At 69.9% G+C, this 16,503-nt stretch carries 15 protein-coding genes and 1 pseudogene; 3 read left to right on the forward strand and 13 right to left on the reverse strand.

The genetic code is table 11. The features are described from left to right. Positions 1-122: 122 nt before the first annotated feature. Positions 123-890 (forward strand): alpha/beta fold hydrolase, encoded by a 768-nt coding sequence (locus tag ACNFOC_RS05130; protein WP_416957005.1) that lies wholly within the window; start codon positions 123-125, stop codon positions 888-890. Between the two features lie 6 nt (positions 891-896). On the opposite strand, the gene ACNFOC_RS05135 is transcribed toward ACNFOC_RS05130, so the two are convergent. From ACNFOC_RS05135 to ACNFOC_RS05180, 10 genes and pseudogenes are all read right to left on the reverse strand, one after another. Then, a complete protein-coding gene (locus tag ACNFOC_RS05135) occupies positions 897-1,829 on the reverse strand; it encodes a glutaminase (RefSeq protein WP_416957007.1) in 933 nt (310 codons plus the stop codon). 36 nt (positions 1,830-1,865) lie between these two features. Continuing rightward, positions 1,866-3,275: an aspartate ammonia-lyase gene (aspA, locus tag ACNFOC_RS05140; RefSeq protein WP_416957009.1), complete on the reverse strand. Its 1,410-nt coding sequence runs from the start codon at positions 3,273-3,275 to the stop codon at positions 1,866-1,868. Between the two features lie 93 nt (positions 3,276-3,368). After that, positions 3,369-4,388 (reverse strand): asparaginase, encoded by a 1,020-nt coding sequence (locus tag ACNFOC_RS05145; RefSeq protein WP_416957011.1) that lies wholly within the window; start codon positions 4,386-4,388, stop codon positions 3,369-3,371. Between the two features lie 31 nt (positions 4,389-4,419). Further along, a complete protein-coding gene (locus ACNFOC_RS05150) occupies positions 4,420-5,883 on the reverse strand; it encodes an amino acid permease (protein WP_416957013.1) in 1,464 nt (487 codons plus the stop codon). Next, positions 5,880-6,557: a FadR/GntR family transcriptional regulator gene (locus ACNFOC_RS05155; protein ID WP_416957015.1), complete on the reverse strand. Its 678-nt coding sequence runs from the start codon at positions 6,555-6,557 to the stop codon at positions 5,880-5,882. The genes ACNFOC_RS05150 and ACNFOC_RS05155 overlap by 4 nt, the downstream gene beginning before the upstream one ends. Before the next feature lie 182 nt (positions 6,558-6,739). Further along, positions 6,740-7,576: an undecaprenyl-diphosphate phosphatase gene (locus tag ACNFOC_RS05160; RefSeq protein ID WP_416957017.1), complete on the reverse strand. Its 837-nt coding sequence runs from the start codon at positions 7,574-7,576 to the stop codon at positions 6,740-6,742. A gap of 88 nt (positions 7,577-7,664) precedes the next feature. Then, positions 7,665-8,039, reverse strand: a complete 375-nt coding sequence (gene crcB / locus ACNFOC_RS05165; protein ID WP_416957018.1) for a fluoride efflux transporter CrcB — start codon at positions 8,037-8,039, stop codon at positions 7,665-7,667. Next, a complete protein-coding gene (locus ACNFOC_RS05170) occupies positions 8,036-8,416 on the reverse strand; it encodes a putative PII-like signaling protein (RefSeq protein ID WP_416957020.1) in 381 nt (126 codons plus the stop codon). The genes crcB (ACNFOC_RS05165) and ACNFOC_RS05170 overlap by 4 nt, the downstream gene beginning before the upstream one ends. Further along, complete coding sequence (gene crcB, locus ACNFOC_RS05175) at positions 8,413-8,874, reverse strand: fluoride efflux transporter CrcB (protein ID WP_416957022.1); 462 nt, start codon at positions 8,872-8,874, stop codon at positions 8,413-8,415. The genes ACNFOC_RS05170 and crcB (ACNFOC_RS05175) overlap by 4 nt, the downstream gene beginning before the upstream one ends. 164 nt (positions 8,875-9,038) lie before the next feature. Next, positions 9,039-10,033, reverse strand: a pseudogene (locus tag ACNFOC_RS05180) (SMP-30/gluconolactonase/LRE family protein). Positions 10,034-10,170: 137 nt separating this feature from the next. Between ACNFOC_RS05180 and ACNFOC_RS05185 the strand changes: the two are divergent. Beyond that, positions 10,171-11,061 (forward strand): YhjD/YihY/BrkB family envelope integrity protein, encoded by an 891-nt coding sequence (locus ACNFOC_RS05185; protein ID WP_416957024.1) that lies wholly within the window; start codon positions 10,171-10,173, stop codon positions 11,059-11,061. A gap of 35 nt (positions 11,062-11,096) precedes the next feature. On the opposite strand, the gene ACNFOC_RS05190 is transcribed toward ACNFOC_RS05185, so the two are convergent. After that, entirely contained in the window at positions 11,097-11,378 is a 282-nt protein-coding gene (locus tag ACNFOC_RS05190) for an ArsR family transcriptional regulator (protein ID WP_416957026.1), read from the reverse strand. Between the two features lie 304 nt (positions 11,379-11,682). Then, the gene (locus ACNFOC_RS05195) at positions 11,683-13,704 is read right to left on the reverse strand and encodes a beta-galactosidase (RefSeq protein WP_416957028.1); all 2,022 of its coding nucleotides are present in this window, start codon (positions 13,702-13,704) and stop codon (positions 11,683-11,685) included. A gap of 168 nt (positions 13,705-13,872) precedes the next feature. Between ACNFOC_RS05195 and ACNFOC_RS05200 the strand changes: the two genes are divergently transcribed. Then, positions 13,873-14,904 (forward strand): LacI family DNA-binding transcriptional regulator, encoded by a 1,032-nt coding sequence (locus ACNFOC_RS05200; protein WP_416957030.1) that lies wholly within the window; start codon positions 13,873-13,875, stop codon positions 14,902-14,904. Between the two features lie 65 nt (positions 14,905-14,969). Here the strand turns inward: ACNFOC_RS05200 and ACNFOC_RS05205 are convergent, their stop codons facing one another. Continuing rightward, entirely contained in the window at positions 14,970-16,316 is a 1,347-nt protein-coding gene (locus ACNFOC_RS05205; protein ID WP_416957032.1) for a COG1361 family protein, read from the reverse strand. Between the last annotated feature and the right edge of the window lie 187 nt (positions 16,317-16,503).

Genomic DNA, 16,503 nt, shown 5'->3' on the forward strand with positions numbered 1-16,503 from the left:
GCGACCTGCCGCTCTCCGCGCGGCGGACTGCGTGTGACCTCCGTGTGTTCGGGCCTCGGTACCGATGAGTTCCCTGTCCGCGGCGGGTCTACCTGGTGACCGACTTTCCCCGAAGGGACGTGATGACCGTGCCGAACAGCTCCGCCCACGCCAAGGTGAACGGCCTGGAGATGTACTACGAGATCCATGGCGCCGAACACGAGGACCGGCGCCCGCTGGTGCTGCTGCACGGCGGTGTCCAGACCGTCGGTCTGACCTTCGGGACCCTGCTGCCCGCACTGTCCGCCGAGTGGTACGTGATCGCCCCCGAACTCCAGGGCCACGGCCACACCGCCGACACCGACCGGGAACTGACGGTACCGGACCTGGCCTCCGACGTGGTGGCGCTGCTCGACGAACTCGGCGTCCCGCAGGCCGACTTCATCGGGTTCAGCCTCGGTGGACTGGTCGCGCTGGAGATCGCGGTCCGGCACCCGGAGCGGGTCGGACGGCTCGTGCCGGCCGCCATCGCGTACTCCCAGGACGGCTTCCACGACGAGGTCCGCACCCCCGACTTCAGCTCGCCCCGGCTGCCCAGCCAGGCCGACTTCCAGGAGATGGCCGACGCCTACGCGGCCGTCGCACCGCACCCCGAGCACTTCCAGGACTTCTTCGCCAAGACCTCGGCGGCGGCGAACGCCCCGCTGCCCTGGACCGCCGACGACCTGCGCGCGGTGACCGCGCCCACGCTCCTCGTCATCGGCGACACGGACTTCTTCCACGTCGAGCACGCCGCCGAGATGCACCGGCTGATCCCCGACGCACAACTCGCCGTGCTGCCCGGCACCACGCACATGGAGCTCATGCGGCGGAAGGTGCTGTTGCCGATGATCACCGAGTTCCTGGGCTGACCGCGTTCAGAACACCGACACCCCGGTCAGTGTCGTGAAGCGGTCCAGGGCGGCGACCCCGGCCACCGAGTTCCCGCGCTCGTCGAGCCCGGGGCTCCACACGGCGAGCGTGCACCGGCCCGGGACGATCGCGATGATGCCGCCGCCCACGCCGCTCTTGCCGGGCAGGCCCACCCGGTAGGCGAACTCGCCCGCCGCGTCGTACGTCCCGCAGGTCAGCATCACCGCGTTGACCTGCTTGGCCTGGGTGAGGGTGAGGAGTCGGGTGCCGTCGGCGCGGCTGCCGTGCCGGGCGAGGAACCCGGCGGCCAGGGCGAGGTCGGCACAGGACGCCATGACGGAGCACTGCCGGAAGTACTGGTCCAGGAGGACGGGCACCTCGTTGTCGATGTTGCCGTAGGACTTCATGAAGTGGGCCAGGGCCGCGTTGCGGTCACCGTGCGCGGACTCGGAGGCGGCGACCTCCTTGTCGAAGTCGAGGGACGGGTTGCCGCTCTCGGTGCGCAGGAAGGCCAGCAGTTCGCCGGCCGCGTCGCCGGTACGGGTCTGGAGCCGGTCGGTGACGACGAGCGCGCCCGCGTTGATGAACGGGTTGCGCGGGATGCCGCTCTCGTACTCCAGCTGGACAAGGGAGTTGAAGGGGTTGCCGGAGGGCTCGCGGCCCACGTGCTCCCACAGTTCGTCGCCCTCGCGGGCGAGGTCGAGCGCGAGGGTGAAGACCTTGGTGATGGACTGCGTGGAGAACGGCCGGCGCCAGTCCCCCACGCCGTACACCGTGCCGTCCAGCTCCGCGACGGCCATGCCGAAGCGGCGCGGGTCGCAGGCCGCGAGCGCCGGGATGTAGTCGGCGGCCCGGCCACGGCCGGGCATCCGCTCGATCTCACCGGCGATGCGCTCCAGGACCGGCTGGAAAGCCATCGATGGGGACATGATCACCATTGTGCCTCCGGGCGGGTCCTGGTGCGCGTGGGCGGATCAGACGGCTACGGGACCGCTGCCGGCCAGCACCTCCGGCCGCAGCAGGGCCGCGAGTGTCTCGGCAGGCAACAGGCCCTTCTCCAGGACGAGTTCGGCCACGCCCCGGCCGGTGGCGAGGGCCTCCTTGGCGATGTCGGTGGCGGCCGTGTACCCGATGTGCGGGTTCAGCGCGGTCACCAGGCCGATGGAGTTCTCCACGCTCGCGCGCAGCGCCTCGGTGTTGGCGGTGATGCCGTCCACGCAGCGCTCGGCGAGGGTGAGGCAGGCGGCGCGCAGATGCGTGATGGACTCCGACAGCGAGTGCAGGATGATCGGCTCGAACGCGTTGAGCTGGAGCTGTCCGGCCTCGGCGGCCATCGTGATGGTGACGTCGTTGCCGATCACCTCGAAGGCGACCTGGTTGACGACCTCGGGAATCACCGGGTTGACCTTGCCGGGCATGATGCTCGAACCGGCCTGCACCGGCGGCAGGTTGATCTCCCCGAGCCCCGCGCGCGGCCCCGAGGACAGCAGCCGAAGGTCGTTGCAGCTCTTGGAGAGCTTGACCGCGACCCGCTTCAGCACACCCGACATCTGGACGAACGCCCCACAGTCCTGCGTGGCCTCGACCAGGTTGGCCGCCGTCACCAACGGCAGCCCGGTGATCTCAGAGAGATGCCGCCGAGCCGACTCCGCATATCCAGCAGGCGCATTGAGTCCGGTGCCGATGGCCGTGGCCCCCAGGTTGATCTCATGGATCAACTGGACAGCCTCGTCAAGACGTTGACGATCCTCGTCAATCATGACCGCATACGCCGAGAACTCTTGACCGAGCGTCATCGGCACCGCGTCCTGCAACTGTGTACGGCCCATCTTGAGCACGTCACGAAACTCAACAGCCTTACGGGCAAAGGCGTCCTGGAGTACAGACATTGACGCGATCAATCCATGTACGGCAAAGACGGTCGCTATCTTGACGGCGGTCGGATACACGTCATTGGTTGACTGACCAAGGTTGACGTCCTCGTTCGGGTGCAGGTACTGGTACTCGCCCTTGGCGTGCCCCAGCAACTCCAACGCCCGGTTCGCGACAACCTCGTTGGCGTTCATGTTGGTCGAGGTACCGGCACCACCCTGCACCACGTCCACCACGAACTGGTCGTGCAGCTTCCCGTCCCGGATCTCCCGGCAGGCGGCGACAATCGCGGCCGTCTTCTCCGGCGGGAGCAGCCCCAACTCCTCATTGGCGAGAGCAGCGGCTTCCTTGACGGCGGCAAGAGCATTGATCAAGTGCGGGTACACAGAGATCGGCGTCCCGGTGATGGGGAAGTTCTCCCTGGCGCGCAGGGTGTGAACACCCCAGTAGGCATCTCCGGGTACATCCCGATCCCCGAGCAGATCATGTTCGCGACGGGCAACGGCAGTCATGGGTTCCTCTTCCAACAGCGTTCAGCTGCTTTTTTAGGGGCGCGGGGAACTGCGCGACCAGCCACAACGGACCCGCGCATCCCCACAACCGATCTAGGCACACGCAGAAAACGGCAACACCGGGTCCAAAGCCCGCACAGGCCGAACACAACCCACCGGCTCGCCTCCGCCCAGAAGCGCCTCGCCCGCAAACTCACCAAGCAGCCCGGCATCAACCCCGGCCCGAACAAGCCCGGCGGCAGCCACAGGCACCCGCGCCCGATTGGCCCCGTCCGACACCTTCACAGCAACAGCCCGCCCATCAGGCAACGCGGCAACCTGAACCGCTTCGAACCCGTCCTTGGCCAACAGCCCAGGAACGGCCCGCATCAACGCAGCCACATCCCGCCCCGCCCCGGACGCCATCTCCGCATGCTCCCGCATCGCATCAGCAACCCGAGCCTCAGGCGTACCCGGCGCCGCACTCACGATCCGCGAGACGCCCCGCGCAAGCCCATGCAGGGAGATGGAGAACAAAGGGGCCCCGCACCCATCCACACTCACCCGAGCGATCCGCTGCCCGGTGAGATCCTCGACGATCTCCGCGATCGCCTGCTGCAACGGATGCGCGGGATCGAGATAGTCGTCCAGGGACCAGCCGTTCAGCTTCGACACGTACAACATCGCCGCGTGCTTCCCGGAACAGTTCTGGGCGAGCCGGGACGGTGGCCGTCCTTCGCGCACCCAGACATCCCGCACGACCGGGTCGAACGGGAGGTCGGGAACGTTGCGCAGAGAGTCCTCGGTGAGCCCGGCGAGTTCGAGGATGCGCCGGGCCCCGGCGAGGTGGCGTTCCTCGCCGGAGTGGCTGGCGGCGGCGAGCGAGAGCAGCTCGCCGTCGAGCGGCAGCCCGGCCCGCACCATGGCGACGGCCTGCACGGGCTTGATCGCCGAGCGCGGATAGAACGCCGCCTCGATGTCGCCGATCTGGAGCTGGACCTGGCCGTCGGCGTCGAGGACGACGACGGAGCCGTAGTGGATGCCCTCGATCATTCCGCCGCGTATGAGGTGGGCGACGGGTGCGTGGAGGGGTTCACGGATGAGGGGTGGGTCCGCGAGGGAACTGCTGTACATCACTGCCTGTCGGGTCAGGACGACGTGGGTCTCACGCGTCGGGTGCGGTGGAGGACGTGCTCGCCACGCGGCGGCGGACGGCGAACCATCCGGCGACGAGCGCGGCGGCGATCAGCGGCAGGCACAGCACGGTGGTGCGTCCGGCGCCGCCGTCGGCGTACATGAGGACCAGGACGGAGGCGAGGAAGGCCAGCGTCACGAGTTCGGTCCAGGGGGAACCCGGCAACCGGTAACTGGGGCGGGTCAGTTCGCCCTTCTCGGTCTTCTGCCAGAAGAGGAAGTGACAGAGCATGATCATGCCCCAGGTGGAGAGGATGCCGATCGCGGCGAAGTTGAGGACGATCTCGAAGGCGTCGGCGGGGACCACGAAGTTGAGGCCGACGCCGAGGACGCAGATGCCGCTGGTGAGCAGGATGCCGCCGTAGGGGACCTGGCTGCGGCTCATGACCGAGGTGAACTTGGGGGCGGAGCCGGACATCGCCATGGAGCGGAGGATGCGGCCGGTGGAGTACAGGCCGGAGTTGAGCGAGGACATGGCGGCGGTGAGGACGACGAGGTTCATGACGCCGCCGGCCGCCGGGATGCCGATGTTCGACAGCACGGTCACGAAGGGACTCTGGCCCGCGCTGTACTTGTTCCACGGCAGGAGCATCGACAGCAGGACGACCGAGCCGACGTAGAAGAGGCCGACGCGCCACATGATCGAGTTGATCGCCTTCGGCATGATCTTCTCGGGGTTCTCGGTCTCGCCGGCGGCGACGCCGACCAGTTCGACGGAGGCGTAGGCGAAGACGACGCCCTGGATGATCAGGAGCATGGGCAGCAGGCCGTTGGGGAAGATGCCGCCGTGGTCGGTGATCAGGGACGGGCCGGGGGTCGTGCCGTCGACCTGGTGCTGGGTGACCAGCAGGAAGATGCCGATGAGCATGAAGACGACGAGCGCGCTGACCTTGATGATCGCGAACCAGAACTCCAGCTCGCCGAACATCTTCACCGAGATCAGGTTCACGGTGAGGACCACGGCGAGCGCGATGAGGGCGATCACCCACTGGGGGATGTCGGAGAACATGCTCCAGTAGTGGGTGTACACGGCGACCGCGGTGATGTCGGCGATGCCGGTGGTGGCCCAGTTCAGGAAGTACATCCAGCCCGCTACGTACGCGCCCTTCTCGCCGAGGAACTCGCGGGCGTACGACACGAAGGCGCCCGACGAGGGCCGGTACAGGACGAGTTCGCCCAGGGCGCGCACGACGAGGAAGGCGAAGAGGCCGCAGACCGCGTACGCGATGAACAGTGAGGGGCCCGCGTCGGCGAGGCGGCCGCCCGCGCCGAGGAAGAGGCCGGTGCCGATCGCGCCGCCGATGGCGATCATGTTGACGTGCCGGGACTTCAGGGACTTGCTGTAGCCGGCGTCTCCGGCGTCGACATGGCCGGATCGTTTCTGCACGCCATCTTGCAAGGACTGCTCGCTGCCGTGCAGGGACTGCTCGCTCACGCCTCGGGTCCGCCTTCCGTGGGGGTGTCCGTGCGCGCGGGGCGCACGATGTCGGTGAGGGTCGTCTCGACCCGGTCGAGGTGGTGGGACATGGCCTCGACGGCGTCCGGCTCGCTGCCGTCGATCAGCGCCTCGACGATTGCCCGGTGCTCGCGGTTGGACTGCTCGCGCCGGCCGCCGAGTTCATTGAGGAACGCGGACTGGCGGGCCAGCGCGTCGCGGATCTCTTCGATGACCCGGCGGAACACCGGGTTCTGGGCGGCCTCCGCCACCGCGAGGTGGAAGAGGGTGTCCATCGCGACCCACGCGGTGGTGTCGGTCTCCCGTTCCATGCGGTCCAGGAGGTGGGCCAGGTGGTCCAGGTTCTCCGGGGTGCGGCGCAGTGCCGCGTACCCGGCGACCGGGATCTCGACGTGACGGCGCACTTCCAGGAGGTCGCTGGCCGCGTAGTCGCCGAAGGTGGGGTCCTCGACGGCGTTGGCCACCACGAAGGTGCCCTTGCCGGTCTTGGAGACGGTCAGCCCCATGGTCTGGAGGGCGCGAAGGGCCTCGCGGAGCACGGGCCTGCTGATCTCCAGGGTGCGGCACAGCTCCGCCTCGGAGGGGAGCTTGTCGCCGATGGAGTAGTCGCCGCGCTCGATGGCGCCGCGGAGGTGGACAAGCACCGCTTCCATGGCGCTGACGCGCCGCGGCCCGACTCCACCTGTCTGGCTGTCTGACAGGTTCACGGACGTGATCCTGCGGGTGACGGGACAGTGCTGTCAAGCGATCGGAAAAGAAAAATACAGCGGGCGTGAAGCCTGAAAATCCGGCTTCACGCCCGCTGCGATGATCGTCCGCGCGATGTCGGCGGCCGTCAGCTGTTGAGCACACCCGTGCCGAGCAGCCCGAACAGCAACAGGCCGATGATGATCCGGTAGATCACGAACGCGTTGAAGGAGTGCTTGGCGACGAACTTCAGCAGCCAGGCGATGGAGGCGTAGGCCACCACGAACGACACGATCGTGCCCACGGCCAGCGGGGCGACCCCCACACCCGCCCCCAGGGCGTCCTTCAGCTCGTAGATACCCGCGCCGGTCAGCGCGGGGATGCCGAGGAAGAAGGAGAGCCGGGTCGCGGCGACGCGGTCCAGGTCGAGGATGAGACCGGTGGACATGGTGGCGCCGGAGCGCGAGAAACCGGGGAAGAGCAGCGCCAGGATCTGCGAACTGCCCACCAGCATCGCGTCCTTGAACGTGGTGTCGTCCTCACCGCGCTTGTGCCGGCCCATCTGGTCCGCCGCCCACATCACACCACTGCCGACGATCAGCGAGGCGGCCACCACCCACAGCGAACCGAGCGGCCCGTCGATGAGCGGCTTCGCGGCCAGGCCCACGATCACGATCGGGATCGTCGCGTAGATCACCCACCAGGCGAACTTGTAGTCGTGGTGATAGCGCTCCTCGCGGTTGCGCAGGCCACGGCCCCACGCGGTGACGATCCGCACGATGTCCTTGAAGAAGTACAGGAGCACGGCGGCGATGGCGCCGACCTGGATGACGGCCGAGAACGCGACGACGGAATCGTCGTCCACGGGGATGTTCATCAGCCCCTCGACGATCTTCAGATGACCCGTGGAGGAGACCGGCAGGAACTCGGTCACCCCCTCGACGACTCCGAGGACGGCGGCCTGACCGACGCTGATGACGCTCATGAGATCCAGTTCTTGGGAGTTGGTCGACAGTGCTGTAGACAATAGCGCTGGGAGCGGTCCTGCTCGGGCACGGAAGCCGCCCGACCTCTTACGCCCACAGGGCCTGCGCGATCGACACCCCGACAAATGCCGCACCGAGGCCCGCGGTCACGCTGCCGACGACGTTGGCGGCAGCGTAGAGCCCCGCCCCTGTCTCGGTCAGCCGCAGTGTCTCGTACGAGAAGGTCGAGTACGTCGTCAGGGCCCCGCAAAGCCCTGTCCCGACGAGGAGTTGGAGATGCGAACCGGCGGCACCGGCGGACACCGCACCGGTCAGCACACCGAGAATCAGACAGCCGGTGACGTTCACCGCGAAGGCGCCCCAGGGGAAGACGGAGTCGTGCCTGGTCTGCACCGCGCGGTCGGTGAGATACCGGAGCGGCGCACCGACCATGGCTCCCGCCACCACCAACACCCAGTTCACAACGACCTCTTACCCTTCGCGTCCGTTTCGCCGGATTCGTCCGCGCGGCCCACATACCGGATGACTTCGCAGTCGTCGAGGATCACGAGCCCCTCGGTGACGAGTTCGTCGAGCTGCGGCAGGAACGCCCGTACACGCTCCTCGGTGTCCACGATCACGATCGCCACCGGCAGGTCCTCGCTCAGGGACAGCAGCCGTGAGGTGTGGATCAGGGAGGAGGCGCCGAAGCCCTCGATGCCCCGGAAGACGCTGGCACCGGCAAGGCCGGCCTTGTGTGCGCGGTGCACGATCTCCGCGTAGACGGGCTTGTGGTGCCAGGTGTCGTTCTCGCCGATGAAGACGGTCACGCGCAGGGCACTGCCGGTCAGCCTGGTCATCGCTGCCTCCACTTCAGGACCCGCCGGGCCGCCGTCACCGCGAGCCACACCGCCGCGAGGGCCGCGGCAAGGGTCGCGGCGAGGTAGGCCAGCGCGGTGCGGGGATGGCCCGAGTCGATCAGCTTCTGGATGTCGACGGCGTACGTCGAGAAGGTCGTGAAGCCGCCGAGGACACCGGTGCCGAAGAACGGCCGCACCAGCCGGTGCGCGGCCCACACATCTGTGATGACCACCATGAACACACCGATCACGGCACACCCGACGACGTTGATCCCGAAGGTCGTCCAGGGAAACCCGCCGCTCTGCGCGGGCCACCGGAGCGAGGCCGCGTACCGGGCCACGGCCCCGACCGCGCCGCCGAGCGCGACCACCGCGACGACGGGTCCCTGACCGCGCCAGACGGACGGGCGCGGGGCCTCGGTCCGGGCACGCAGGCTCTCGGCTTCGGGGGCTGTCATGGCCTTACGACTCCTACTCGTCGGGGGCCCTGTGGGCGCACGCCTCTACAAGTAGGGACCGTTGGCGGCACCTCTGCCGCGGTTCGGGTACGGCGGGCCCCACCGCCGCGCCGCGAGAGGTGATCGCGGCCGGGACTCAGGGTAACGCCGGGGGCGTGCCGGGGTCACTTCGGGGCGGGCGGCTCGCACAGCGCGACACCGCGTTCGCGCAGGCTGCCCAGCACGAGGTGACCGGCCGCCTCGCAGACGCCGGTGACCATGCGGAAGGACGAGCCGCGCGCCATGAGGTGGTGGACGACATGCCCTTCGTCGTCGACCGCGAGGGCCCCGATCGTGCCCGTGGGGCGGTAGGGCGCGCGTACGGCGATCCGCGCGGCGGTGTGCCGTACGGCGTCCGGGGCGCGGTGGACGAGGTCGAGCGGGGGCACGCGGGGTCCGGCCAGGGCCACCCAGAGCGGTCCTTCGGGGCCCGCGCGCCAGATGTTGTCGGGCATCCCGGGGAGATCCTCGACGAAGGGTTCGCCGCGGCCCGCCCGCTGACCGGTGAGCCAGTAGCGGGTGAGGCGGCGGGCACCGGTCTCGGCGATCACCAGGAAGGACTCATCGGCGCTCGGGGCAAGGCCGTTGGCGAACTGCAGCCCGTCCAGGAGGACTTCGGGGGTGTCGCTGTCGGGTGCGAGGCGCAACAGCCGTCCTGTGCCGGTGTGTTCGACGATGTCGCCGATCCTCCCCCACTGCCTAAAACGGCGTGGGGGGACCCCCAGTGGAGCGGATAGCGGCGGCTGGAGACGGTGAAGTACACGCTGCCGTCGGGCAGGGCGGCCACGTTGCTGCAGAACCGCAGCGGCTCCCCCGCCACCGAGTCGGCGAGGACGCGCACAGAGCCGTCCCCGAGGTCGATCCGCAGCAGTCCGCGTTCCGCGTCGCACACCAACAGGCCGTCGTCCGGGAGGAGTTCGAGGCCGAGCGGCCTGCCGCCGGTGTCGGCGAGGGTCTCCACGCGGACCGCCTCGGGGTCGAGCAGTCCGTCGAGGCGGAGGATACGGCCGTCCTCGACGCCGGTCAGCACCCGGCCGCGGGCGTCGGCGACCACGTCCTCCGGGCCACGTCCGCCGATCGCGACGTAGCGGCGGGCGAGAAGTGGCTCGGGGCGGTCCATGAAAGCCTCCACGGTTGGGGCCGGCGCGCGTACGCTTGCTGTTCTTCCCGGTCGTCGCGTCAGCCGGTCACGTTTGCCGAGCGTATTCCTGGTGACCCGGATCGCGCCGCCGGTCGGCGAGAGGGGGTCCTCATGTCATGGACGGCCGCCCGCCGTGCGGGACCTCCGCGGTGAATCGGGTGCGTGCCGTGTGGCAGCGCCTCGGACTCGCCGAACTCAACCGGCGCGGGCGGGAGTTGGAGCTCCTGCACCGGGCGATGGGGTTCGCCACGCTCGCCCTGGTCACCCTGGCGCCGCTGCTGATCGTGGTGGCCGCGGCCGATCCGCTCGGGCACGGCGGGTTCGCGCTGTGGCTGGTGGACGGCATGGACCTCTCCGGCCGGTCCGCCCGCGCGCTCACCGACGTCTTCACCCCGCCCCGCAAGGTCATCGGCACCACCAGCGCGTGGAGCGTGGCGTTGCTCGCGCTGTTCGGCCTGTCCTTCGCGTCGAGTGTGCAGAGCAGCTACGAGCACGTGTGGCGCCCGACCGGCGCCCCCTGGCATCGCATCTGGCGCCAACTGATCTGGCTGGTCATGCTGATGGGCTATCTGTACGCGCAGGTGCAGACCCGCAACGTCCTGGAGGGCACGCCCCGCATCCTGCTCAGCATGGCGGCCGGCCTGCTGTTCTTCTGGTGGGGCCCGCACTTCCTGCTCAGCCGCCAGGTCCACTGGCGGTATCTGCTGCCGGGCGCGCTCATCACGATGGCGGGCCTGGTCGGCCTGCGCTGGTTCTCCTACCTGGTGTTCACCCCGCTCCTGGTCACCAACGCGGTCAGCTACGGCCCGGTCGGCACCGTCCTGGTGGTGGAGTCCTGGCTGGTCGGCGTGGGATTCGTGCTCTACGGCGGCGCGCTGATGGGCAGGCTGCTGTGCGAGCGGTTCGGGGATCCCGACGCGGACTTCCGCACCCGGCCCGAGGAACCGGAGGGAGCGGACGCCGAGCAGGAGGAACCGCCGACGCGCTCCGAGCAGGACAAGGTTTGAGGCCCCGCCCACCGGAGCCCACCGGAAAGGCAGGGCTACCAGCCCTTCTCGAACATCCGGGCCACCTCGGCGATACGGACCTCGTCGCGCCGGTAATAGGTGCGCAGCCGGATCCGCCGCCTGCGCAACAGGCCCATGCCCGCGAGGAGTTCGAGGTGGGTGTCGGCGACCTGGCGGGACACGCCCAGCTTGGCCGCCACGGCCTCCGCGGAGACACCGGCCTCGGCGAGATACCCATGAGGCGGGAAGTGGGCGGCCGGATCTCTCAGCCACTCCAGGATGTCCAACCGTCGCTGACTCACCGGAGTCCTCAGCATTTCGTGACCCTCCGTTCTGCGCGCCGCTTGCCGCGTCCTCCCACTCTCCCGCAGCACGGTCCGCCCCGTCCCGGTCTCGGGGACCCTTGTCCGGGACCGAACGGTCCTGTTCGAGAGTGCCGATCGGCCCTGGGGCGCGAGGCGACGCGCGGGGCGCGGCCACACCGACGGGACCGGGCTCCGCCTCCCGGGGCAGGTGATGGCCGAACCACACCGCCGTAGCCGAACAGAACCGCACGCCCGGCCGGAGGAAGTCCCCCTCCACCCGCGGCTCGCGGCTCGCACGGGCGGAGGGGAGTTCGGCTCAGCCGTCGAGTCGTACGACCCGGACAGCTCCGGCGGGGACCGCGAGGCCGCCCGCGGCGCGTTCGCCGGTCAGCAGCTCGGTGCCGTCGGCGCCCAGCGGCACCTTGACGTCCGAGGCGCTGTGGTTGATGGCGAAGAGATAGCTGCCCGACTCGCCTTCTCTGCGCACGACTTCGACGTCGTACGGCAGGTCGGCGCGCGGCGAGATCCGGGCGTCCTCGGTCGCCCAGCCGAGCAGTGCGTCCAGGCCGTGGGCGTCCAGGCGGGTCGACACGTACCAGGCGGTGCCCTCGCCGAGGCGGTGCCGGGTGACGGCCGGGTGGTCGGCGGTGAGGCCCTCGGCGTACGTCCACACGGTCTCGGCGCCGTTCGGGACGACGAACTCGGTCCATACGTCGCCGGTGAGTTCGGAGCCGTCGGGTCCGGTGATGCGCACCCGCTGCCCCGCCAGGAGCGGCGAGAACTCCTCGACCGTCAGGCCGAGTACGTCCCGCAGCGCGCCGGGGTAGGCGCCCTCGTGGACGGCGTCGTGCTCGTCGACGATGCCGGAGAAGTAGGAGACGACGAGGGTGCCGCCGTTCTCGACGTACCGCTGGAGGTTGCGCCCGGCCGCCTCCGTCATCAGATACAGCGCCGGTACGACGACAAGGGGATAGGCCGACAAGTCGGCTTCCGGGTGGGCGAAGTCGACCGTGAGGTGGCGGTCGTAGAGGGCCTCGTAGAAGGCGTCGGCGCGCTCGCGGGCGTCGTGGTCCTCGCTGGGACGCCACTCCAGTTTCTGCGCCCACCACGACTGCCAGTCCCACAGGACGGCGGCGTCCGCCTGCGTGCGGGTGCCGCGGACCGGGCTCAACTCCTCGACGGACACGCCGAGTTCGACGACCTCGCGCCAGACGCGGGTCCCGGTGCCGCCGTGCGGGAGCATCGCCGAGTGGAACTTCTCGGCGCCGCGCCGGGACTGGCGCCACTGGAAGAACATCGCGCCGTCCGAGCCGCGCGCCACGTGGGAGAGGGCGTTGCGGGCCATCTGGCCGGGGGCCTTGGCGGGGTTGCGGGGCTGCCAGTTGACGCCCGAGGTGGAGTGTTCGAGGAGCAGCCAGGGGGCGCCGCCCGCGACGGAGCGGGTGAGGTCGGCGGCCATCGCGAGGTTGACGTGGGTGCGGCGGCCGTCGGTGATCAGGTAGTGGTCGTTGGTGACGAGGTCGACCTCGCGGCCCCAGGCCCAGTAGTCGACGGACTCGCACTGGCTGAGGGCGGCCATGAAGTTGGTGGTGACCGGGATGCCGGGCGCGAGGCGATGCAGGATGTCGCGTTCCGTCACGAAGTTCTCGCGCATCGTGGCGTCGGCGAACCGCGAATAGTCCAGCGCCTGGGCCGGGTTGACGGCGGTCGGGGTGAGCCGCGGCGGGTTGATCTGGCCGAGGTCCCCGTAGCGCTGGCCCCAGAAGGCCGTGCCCCAGGCCTCGTTGACGCCGTCGACGGTCTGGTACGTCGCGGTCAGCCAGCGGCGGAAGTGGGCGGCGCAGGAGTCGCAGTAGCAGGCGGAGACGGGGACGCCGTACTCGTTGAAGACGTGCCACAGCGCGAGGGCGGGGTGGTCGCCGTAGCGCTCGGCGAGCCGGGTGGTGATGTTCGCGGCGGCGGCGCGGTAGTCGGCGTTGCTGTGGCAGACCGCGCCGCGTGAGCCGAACTCGTAGCGGGTGCCGTCGGCGGTGACGGGCAGGGCCTCGGGGTGGGCGCGGTAGAACCAGGCGGGCGGCGAGACCGTGGGCGTGCCGAGGTCGACGCGGATGCCGTTCTCGTGCAGCAGGCCGATGATCCGGTCCAGCCAGCCGAAGTCGTACACACCCTGCTCGGGCTCCAGCAGCGCCCAGGAGAAGATCCCGACGCTCACCATCGTGACGCCGGCCTCGCGCATCAGCCGGACGTCCTCCCGCCAGACGCTCTCCGGCCACTGCTCGGGGTTGTAGTCCCCACCGAAGGCGAGCCTGGTGAGGCCCTTAGGGGTGGTCTCCGGCATGGATCTCTCCCGTAGTCGATCATTTGGGAACGTGCACACAGCACGACCTAGGGCGCAGCCCCAACATAACCGCACGCCCGTGACCGGTGACAAGTGTCCCTGATGTTTCTCTGCTGTGAACGCTCCCAGCATGGCGCTTCTGACCCCGGCCCCCGGAGCCGTAGAGTCTTGACCATGAGCAATACGGGGGGTCGGCGCAGACCGCCGACGATCCATGACGTGGCGCGCGAGGCCGGCGTCTCGCGGGGCACGGTGTCGCGGGTCCTCAACGGCGGGCACTATGTGAGCCCGGCCGCGCAGGAGGCCGTCAACGCGGCCATCCGCAGGACGGGTTACGTCGTGAACCGGCACGCCCGGTCGCTGATCACGGGGCGCTCGGACTCGGTCGGTTTCCTGCTGACGGAACCGCAGGAGAAGTTCTTCGAGGACCCCAACTTCAACATCCTGCTGCGCGGCTGCACGCAGGCGCTGGCCGCGCACGACATCCCGCTGCTGCTGATGCTGGCCGGCACCGAGGACGAGCGGCGGCGCATCACGCGGTACATCACCTCCGGGCACGTCGACGGGGTGCTGCTGGTCTCCAGCCACTCCGGGAACCCGGTGGCGGAGGAGCTGAGCGAGGCGGGCGTACCGCTGGTCGCGTGCGGCAAGCCGATCGGGCTCGGCTCCAAGGTGAGTTACGTCGCCGCCGACGACCGGGACGGTGCCCGTGACATGACCCGGCACCTGCTCTCCCTCGGCCGCCGCCGCATCGGCACGGTCACCGGGCCGCTGGACACGCCGGGCGGTGTCGAGCGCCTCGCCGGCTACAAGGAGGTGCTCGCCGAGACGGGCATCGAGGTGGACGAGCGCCTCGTCGTCTCCGGCGACTACAGCCGGCTCAGCGGCGAGAAGGGCGCCGAGCGGCTGCTCGCCCAAGTCCCGGACCTGGACGCCGTGTTCGTCGCCTCCGACCTGATGGCCCGGGGCGTGCTGACCACGCTGGAGCGGGCCGGGCGGCGGGTACCGGAGGACGTGGCGGTCGGCGGCTTCGACGACTCCCCCGCCGCGCTGGCGTCCAGCCCCGAACTCACCACGATGCGGCAGCCGTTCGACCGGATCAGCGCGGAGATGGTGCGGGTGCTGCTGGCGCAGATCGGGGGCGAGGACACGGCGGCGGTGATACTGCCGACGGAGTTGGTGAAGCGGGAGTCGACGTGAACGGGCCTGCTGTCGCGGGGAGTTGAGGGGGCGAGCTACGGGCTCGCCCCCTCCCCTCCTCACGGTCAGGCGGACGGGTTGACGATCACGTCGGCCGTGTCGTCGGCGCTGTTCGGGTCGAAGACGGTGGGCTTGTCGGCGTGGGGGTGGACGATGACGTGGCCGGTCGCGTCGGGGACGACCCGGTCGATGCGCAGCTGGAACGGGAAGCTGACGTCCAGGCCGGGCTCGGCCCAGATCGGCAGGGAGCAGGCGAAGTGGCCGATGGTCGGGTCGTCGCCCGCCGTGTGGGCGCCGCCGCAGTTGTGGGGCACGGACGTGGCGGTGGTGCCCTCGGGGAGGTAGTAGTCGACCACGGCGACCGGGTCGCCGGAGCCGACGTTGCCGACCCAGGCCGGGCCGTCGTTGGTGAACCGGATGGCGGTGGTGACGGTGTCGCCGGCCGCGCCGCTCACCTCGGTGCCGTGCGCGGCGAAGTCGGCGGTGTTGTCGGCCTCGATGCTCCAGGCGCGGCTGTTGTCCGAGCTGTCGAGGTCGGTGATGCCGTCGACGGGCTCGATGTCGTAGTCGAACCGGTCGAAGAGCGCGTGCTCGGTGACGGCGAGCCGTAGCGGTGCGGGCAGTTCCACGGTGGCGCCGGGCGCGATGTCGGTGTCGAACGTGCAGGCCGCGTGCGTCGTGGGCAGGTACGTGCCGCCGGCGTCCGGCTCGGTGTAGGTGCACTGCGGGTAGCGGGTGACGACGTCGAGGCCGTACGTCGCGTACATCTGCACGGTGAAGCCGTGGGCGGTCTCGTTGCCGGTGTTGGTGACGGCGAACGGCACGGTGAGCTCGGTGCCGGGCGCGACGCCGGTCGTGTCCTGCGGGGCGGCGGTGCCGAGGTCCGGGCCGGAGCGGACGGTGACGGGGGTCTCAAAGCCCTCCGGAGCGGTGAGTGTGCCGTCGGGGCCGCCGGTGGCCTCGGCGGAGTACTCGATCGTGCCCTGCGCTCCCAGGGCGGCGCCGGCGACGGCCCGCACCTTCAGCCGCACCTGTGCGCTGTAGCGCGTGGGCACGTCCCCGGTGTCGCACACCGCGACGGTGCCCGCGCCGTTCGGCGTGCAGGTGTCGGGCCAGGCCACCTCGGCGACCCCGGCGAGTCCGGAGATGTCGACGGTCAGGTGTCCGTCCGTCACCGTGAAGTTGCCGTTGTCGTGGTACAGACCGAGCGCCAGCGTCCGGTACTGCGCCGTACCGCCGTCCGGAGCGACGGTGACCGTCTGGTCGTACGGCGCCTGGATCCACAGCTGGTCGGCCTGCGGCTCGTCGTCGGCGAAGGCGGCCCCGCTTCCGGGACCGGCGACGACGAGCGCCCCCAGGGCCCCGGCACAAGCTCCGCGACGCAGTAGACGCCCGACGGAGACTGGACTCATGACATCCCCCAGTTGAGACAGCAGAGAGCCCGGCAAGTGACAAGCACCGGGCGGGAGTTGGACGGGGTGCTCGCCGGCATCGGGGCGGTCGTGCTGGCGGCGTCCGTGTCGGGCGTCGCGGCGGACCGACACGGGAGACCGGCCAGGACGGCGATGCCGCCGATGCCGAGGACGGTCTTCCTGGTTC

Origin of the sequence: Streptomyces colwelliae (genome assembly GCF_048158785.1) — a bacterium.
Lineage (GTDB): Bacteria > Actinomycetota > Actinomycetes > Streptomycetales > Streptomycetaceae > Streptomyces.

What these genes read in the sequence shown, in the direction of transcription:
- ACNFOC_RS05130 (WP_416957005.1), top strand. Translation starts at nt 123, where the DNA reads ATGACCGTGCCGAACAGCTCCGCCCACGCCAAGGTGAACGGCCTGGAG.
- ACNFOC_RS05135 (WP_416957007.1), bottom strand. Translation starts at nt 1,829, where the DNA reads ATGGTGATCATGTCCCCATCGATGGCTTTCCAGCCGGTCCTGGAGCGC.
- aspA (WP_416957009.1), bottom strand. Translation starts at nt 3,275, where the DNA reads ATGACTGCCGTTGCCCGTCGCGAACATGATCTGCTCGGGGATCGGGAT.
- ACNFOC_RS05145 (WP_416957011.1), bottom strand. Translation starts at nt 4,388, where the DNA reads ATGTACAGCAGTTCCCTCGCGGACCCACCCCTCATCCGTGAACCCCTC.
- ACNFOC_RS05155 (WP_416957015.1), bottom strand. Translation starts at nt 6,557, where the DNA reads ATGGAAGCGGTGCTTGTCCACCTCCGCGGCGCCATCGAGCGCGGCGAC.
- ACNFOC_RS05160 (WP_416957017.1), bottom strand. Translation starts at nt 7,576, where the DNA reads ATGAGCGTCATCAGCGTCGGTCAGGCCGCCGTCCTCGGAGTCGTCGAG.
- ACNFOC_RS05170 (WP_416957020.1), bottom strand. Translation starts at nt 8,416, where the DNA reads ATGACCAGGCTGACCGGCAGTGCCCTGCGCGTGACCGTCTTCATCGGC.
- crcB (WP_416957022.1), bottom strand. Translation starts at nt 8,874, where the DNA reads ATGACAGCCCCCGAAGCCGAGAGCCTGCGTGCCCGGACCGAGGCCCCG.
- ACNFOC_RS05185 (WP_416957024.1), top strand. Translation starts at nt 10,171, where the DNA reads ATGGACGGCCGCCCGCCGTGCGGGACCTCCGCGGTGAATCGGGTGCGT.
- ACNFOC_RS05190 (WP_416957026.1), bottom strand. Translation starts at nt 11,378, where the DNA reads ATGCTGAGGACTCCGGTGAGTCAGCGACGGTTGGACATCCTGGAGTGG.
- ACNFOC_RS05195 (WP_416957028.1), bottom strand. Translation starts at nt 13,704, where the DNA reads ATGCCGGAGACCACCCCTAAGGGCCTCACCAGGCTCGCCTTCGGTGGG.
- ACNFOC_RS05205 (WP_416957032.1), bottom strand. Translation starts at nt 16,316, where the DNA reads ATGAGTCCAGTCTCCGTCGGGCGTCTACTGCGTCGCGGAGCTTGTGCC.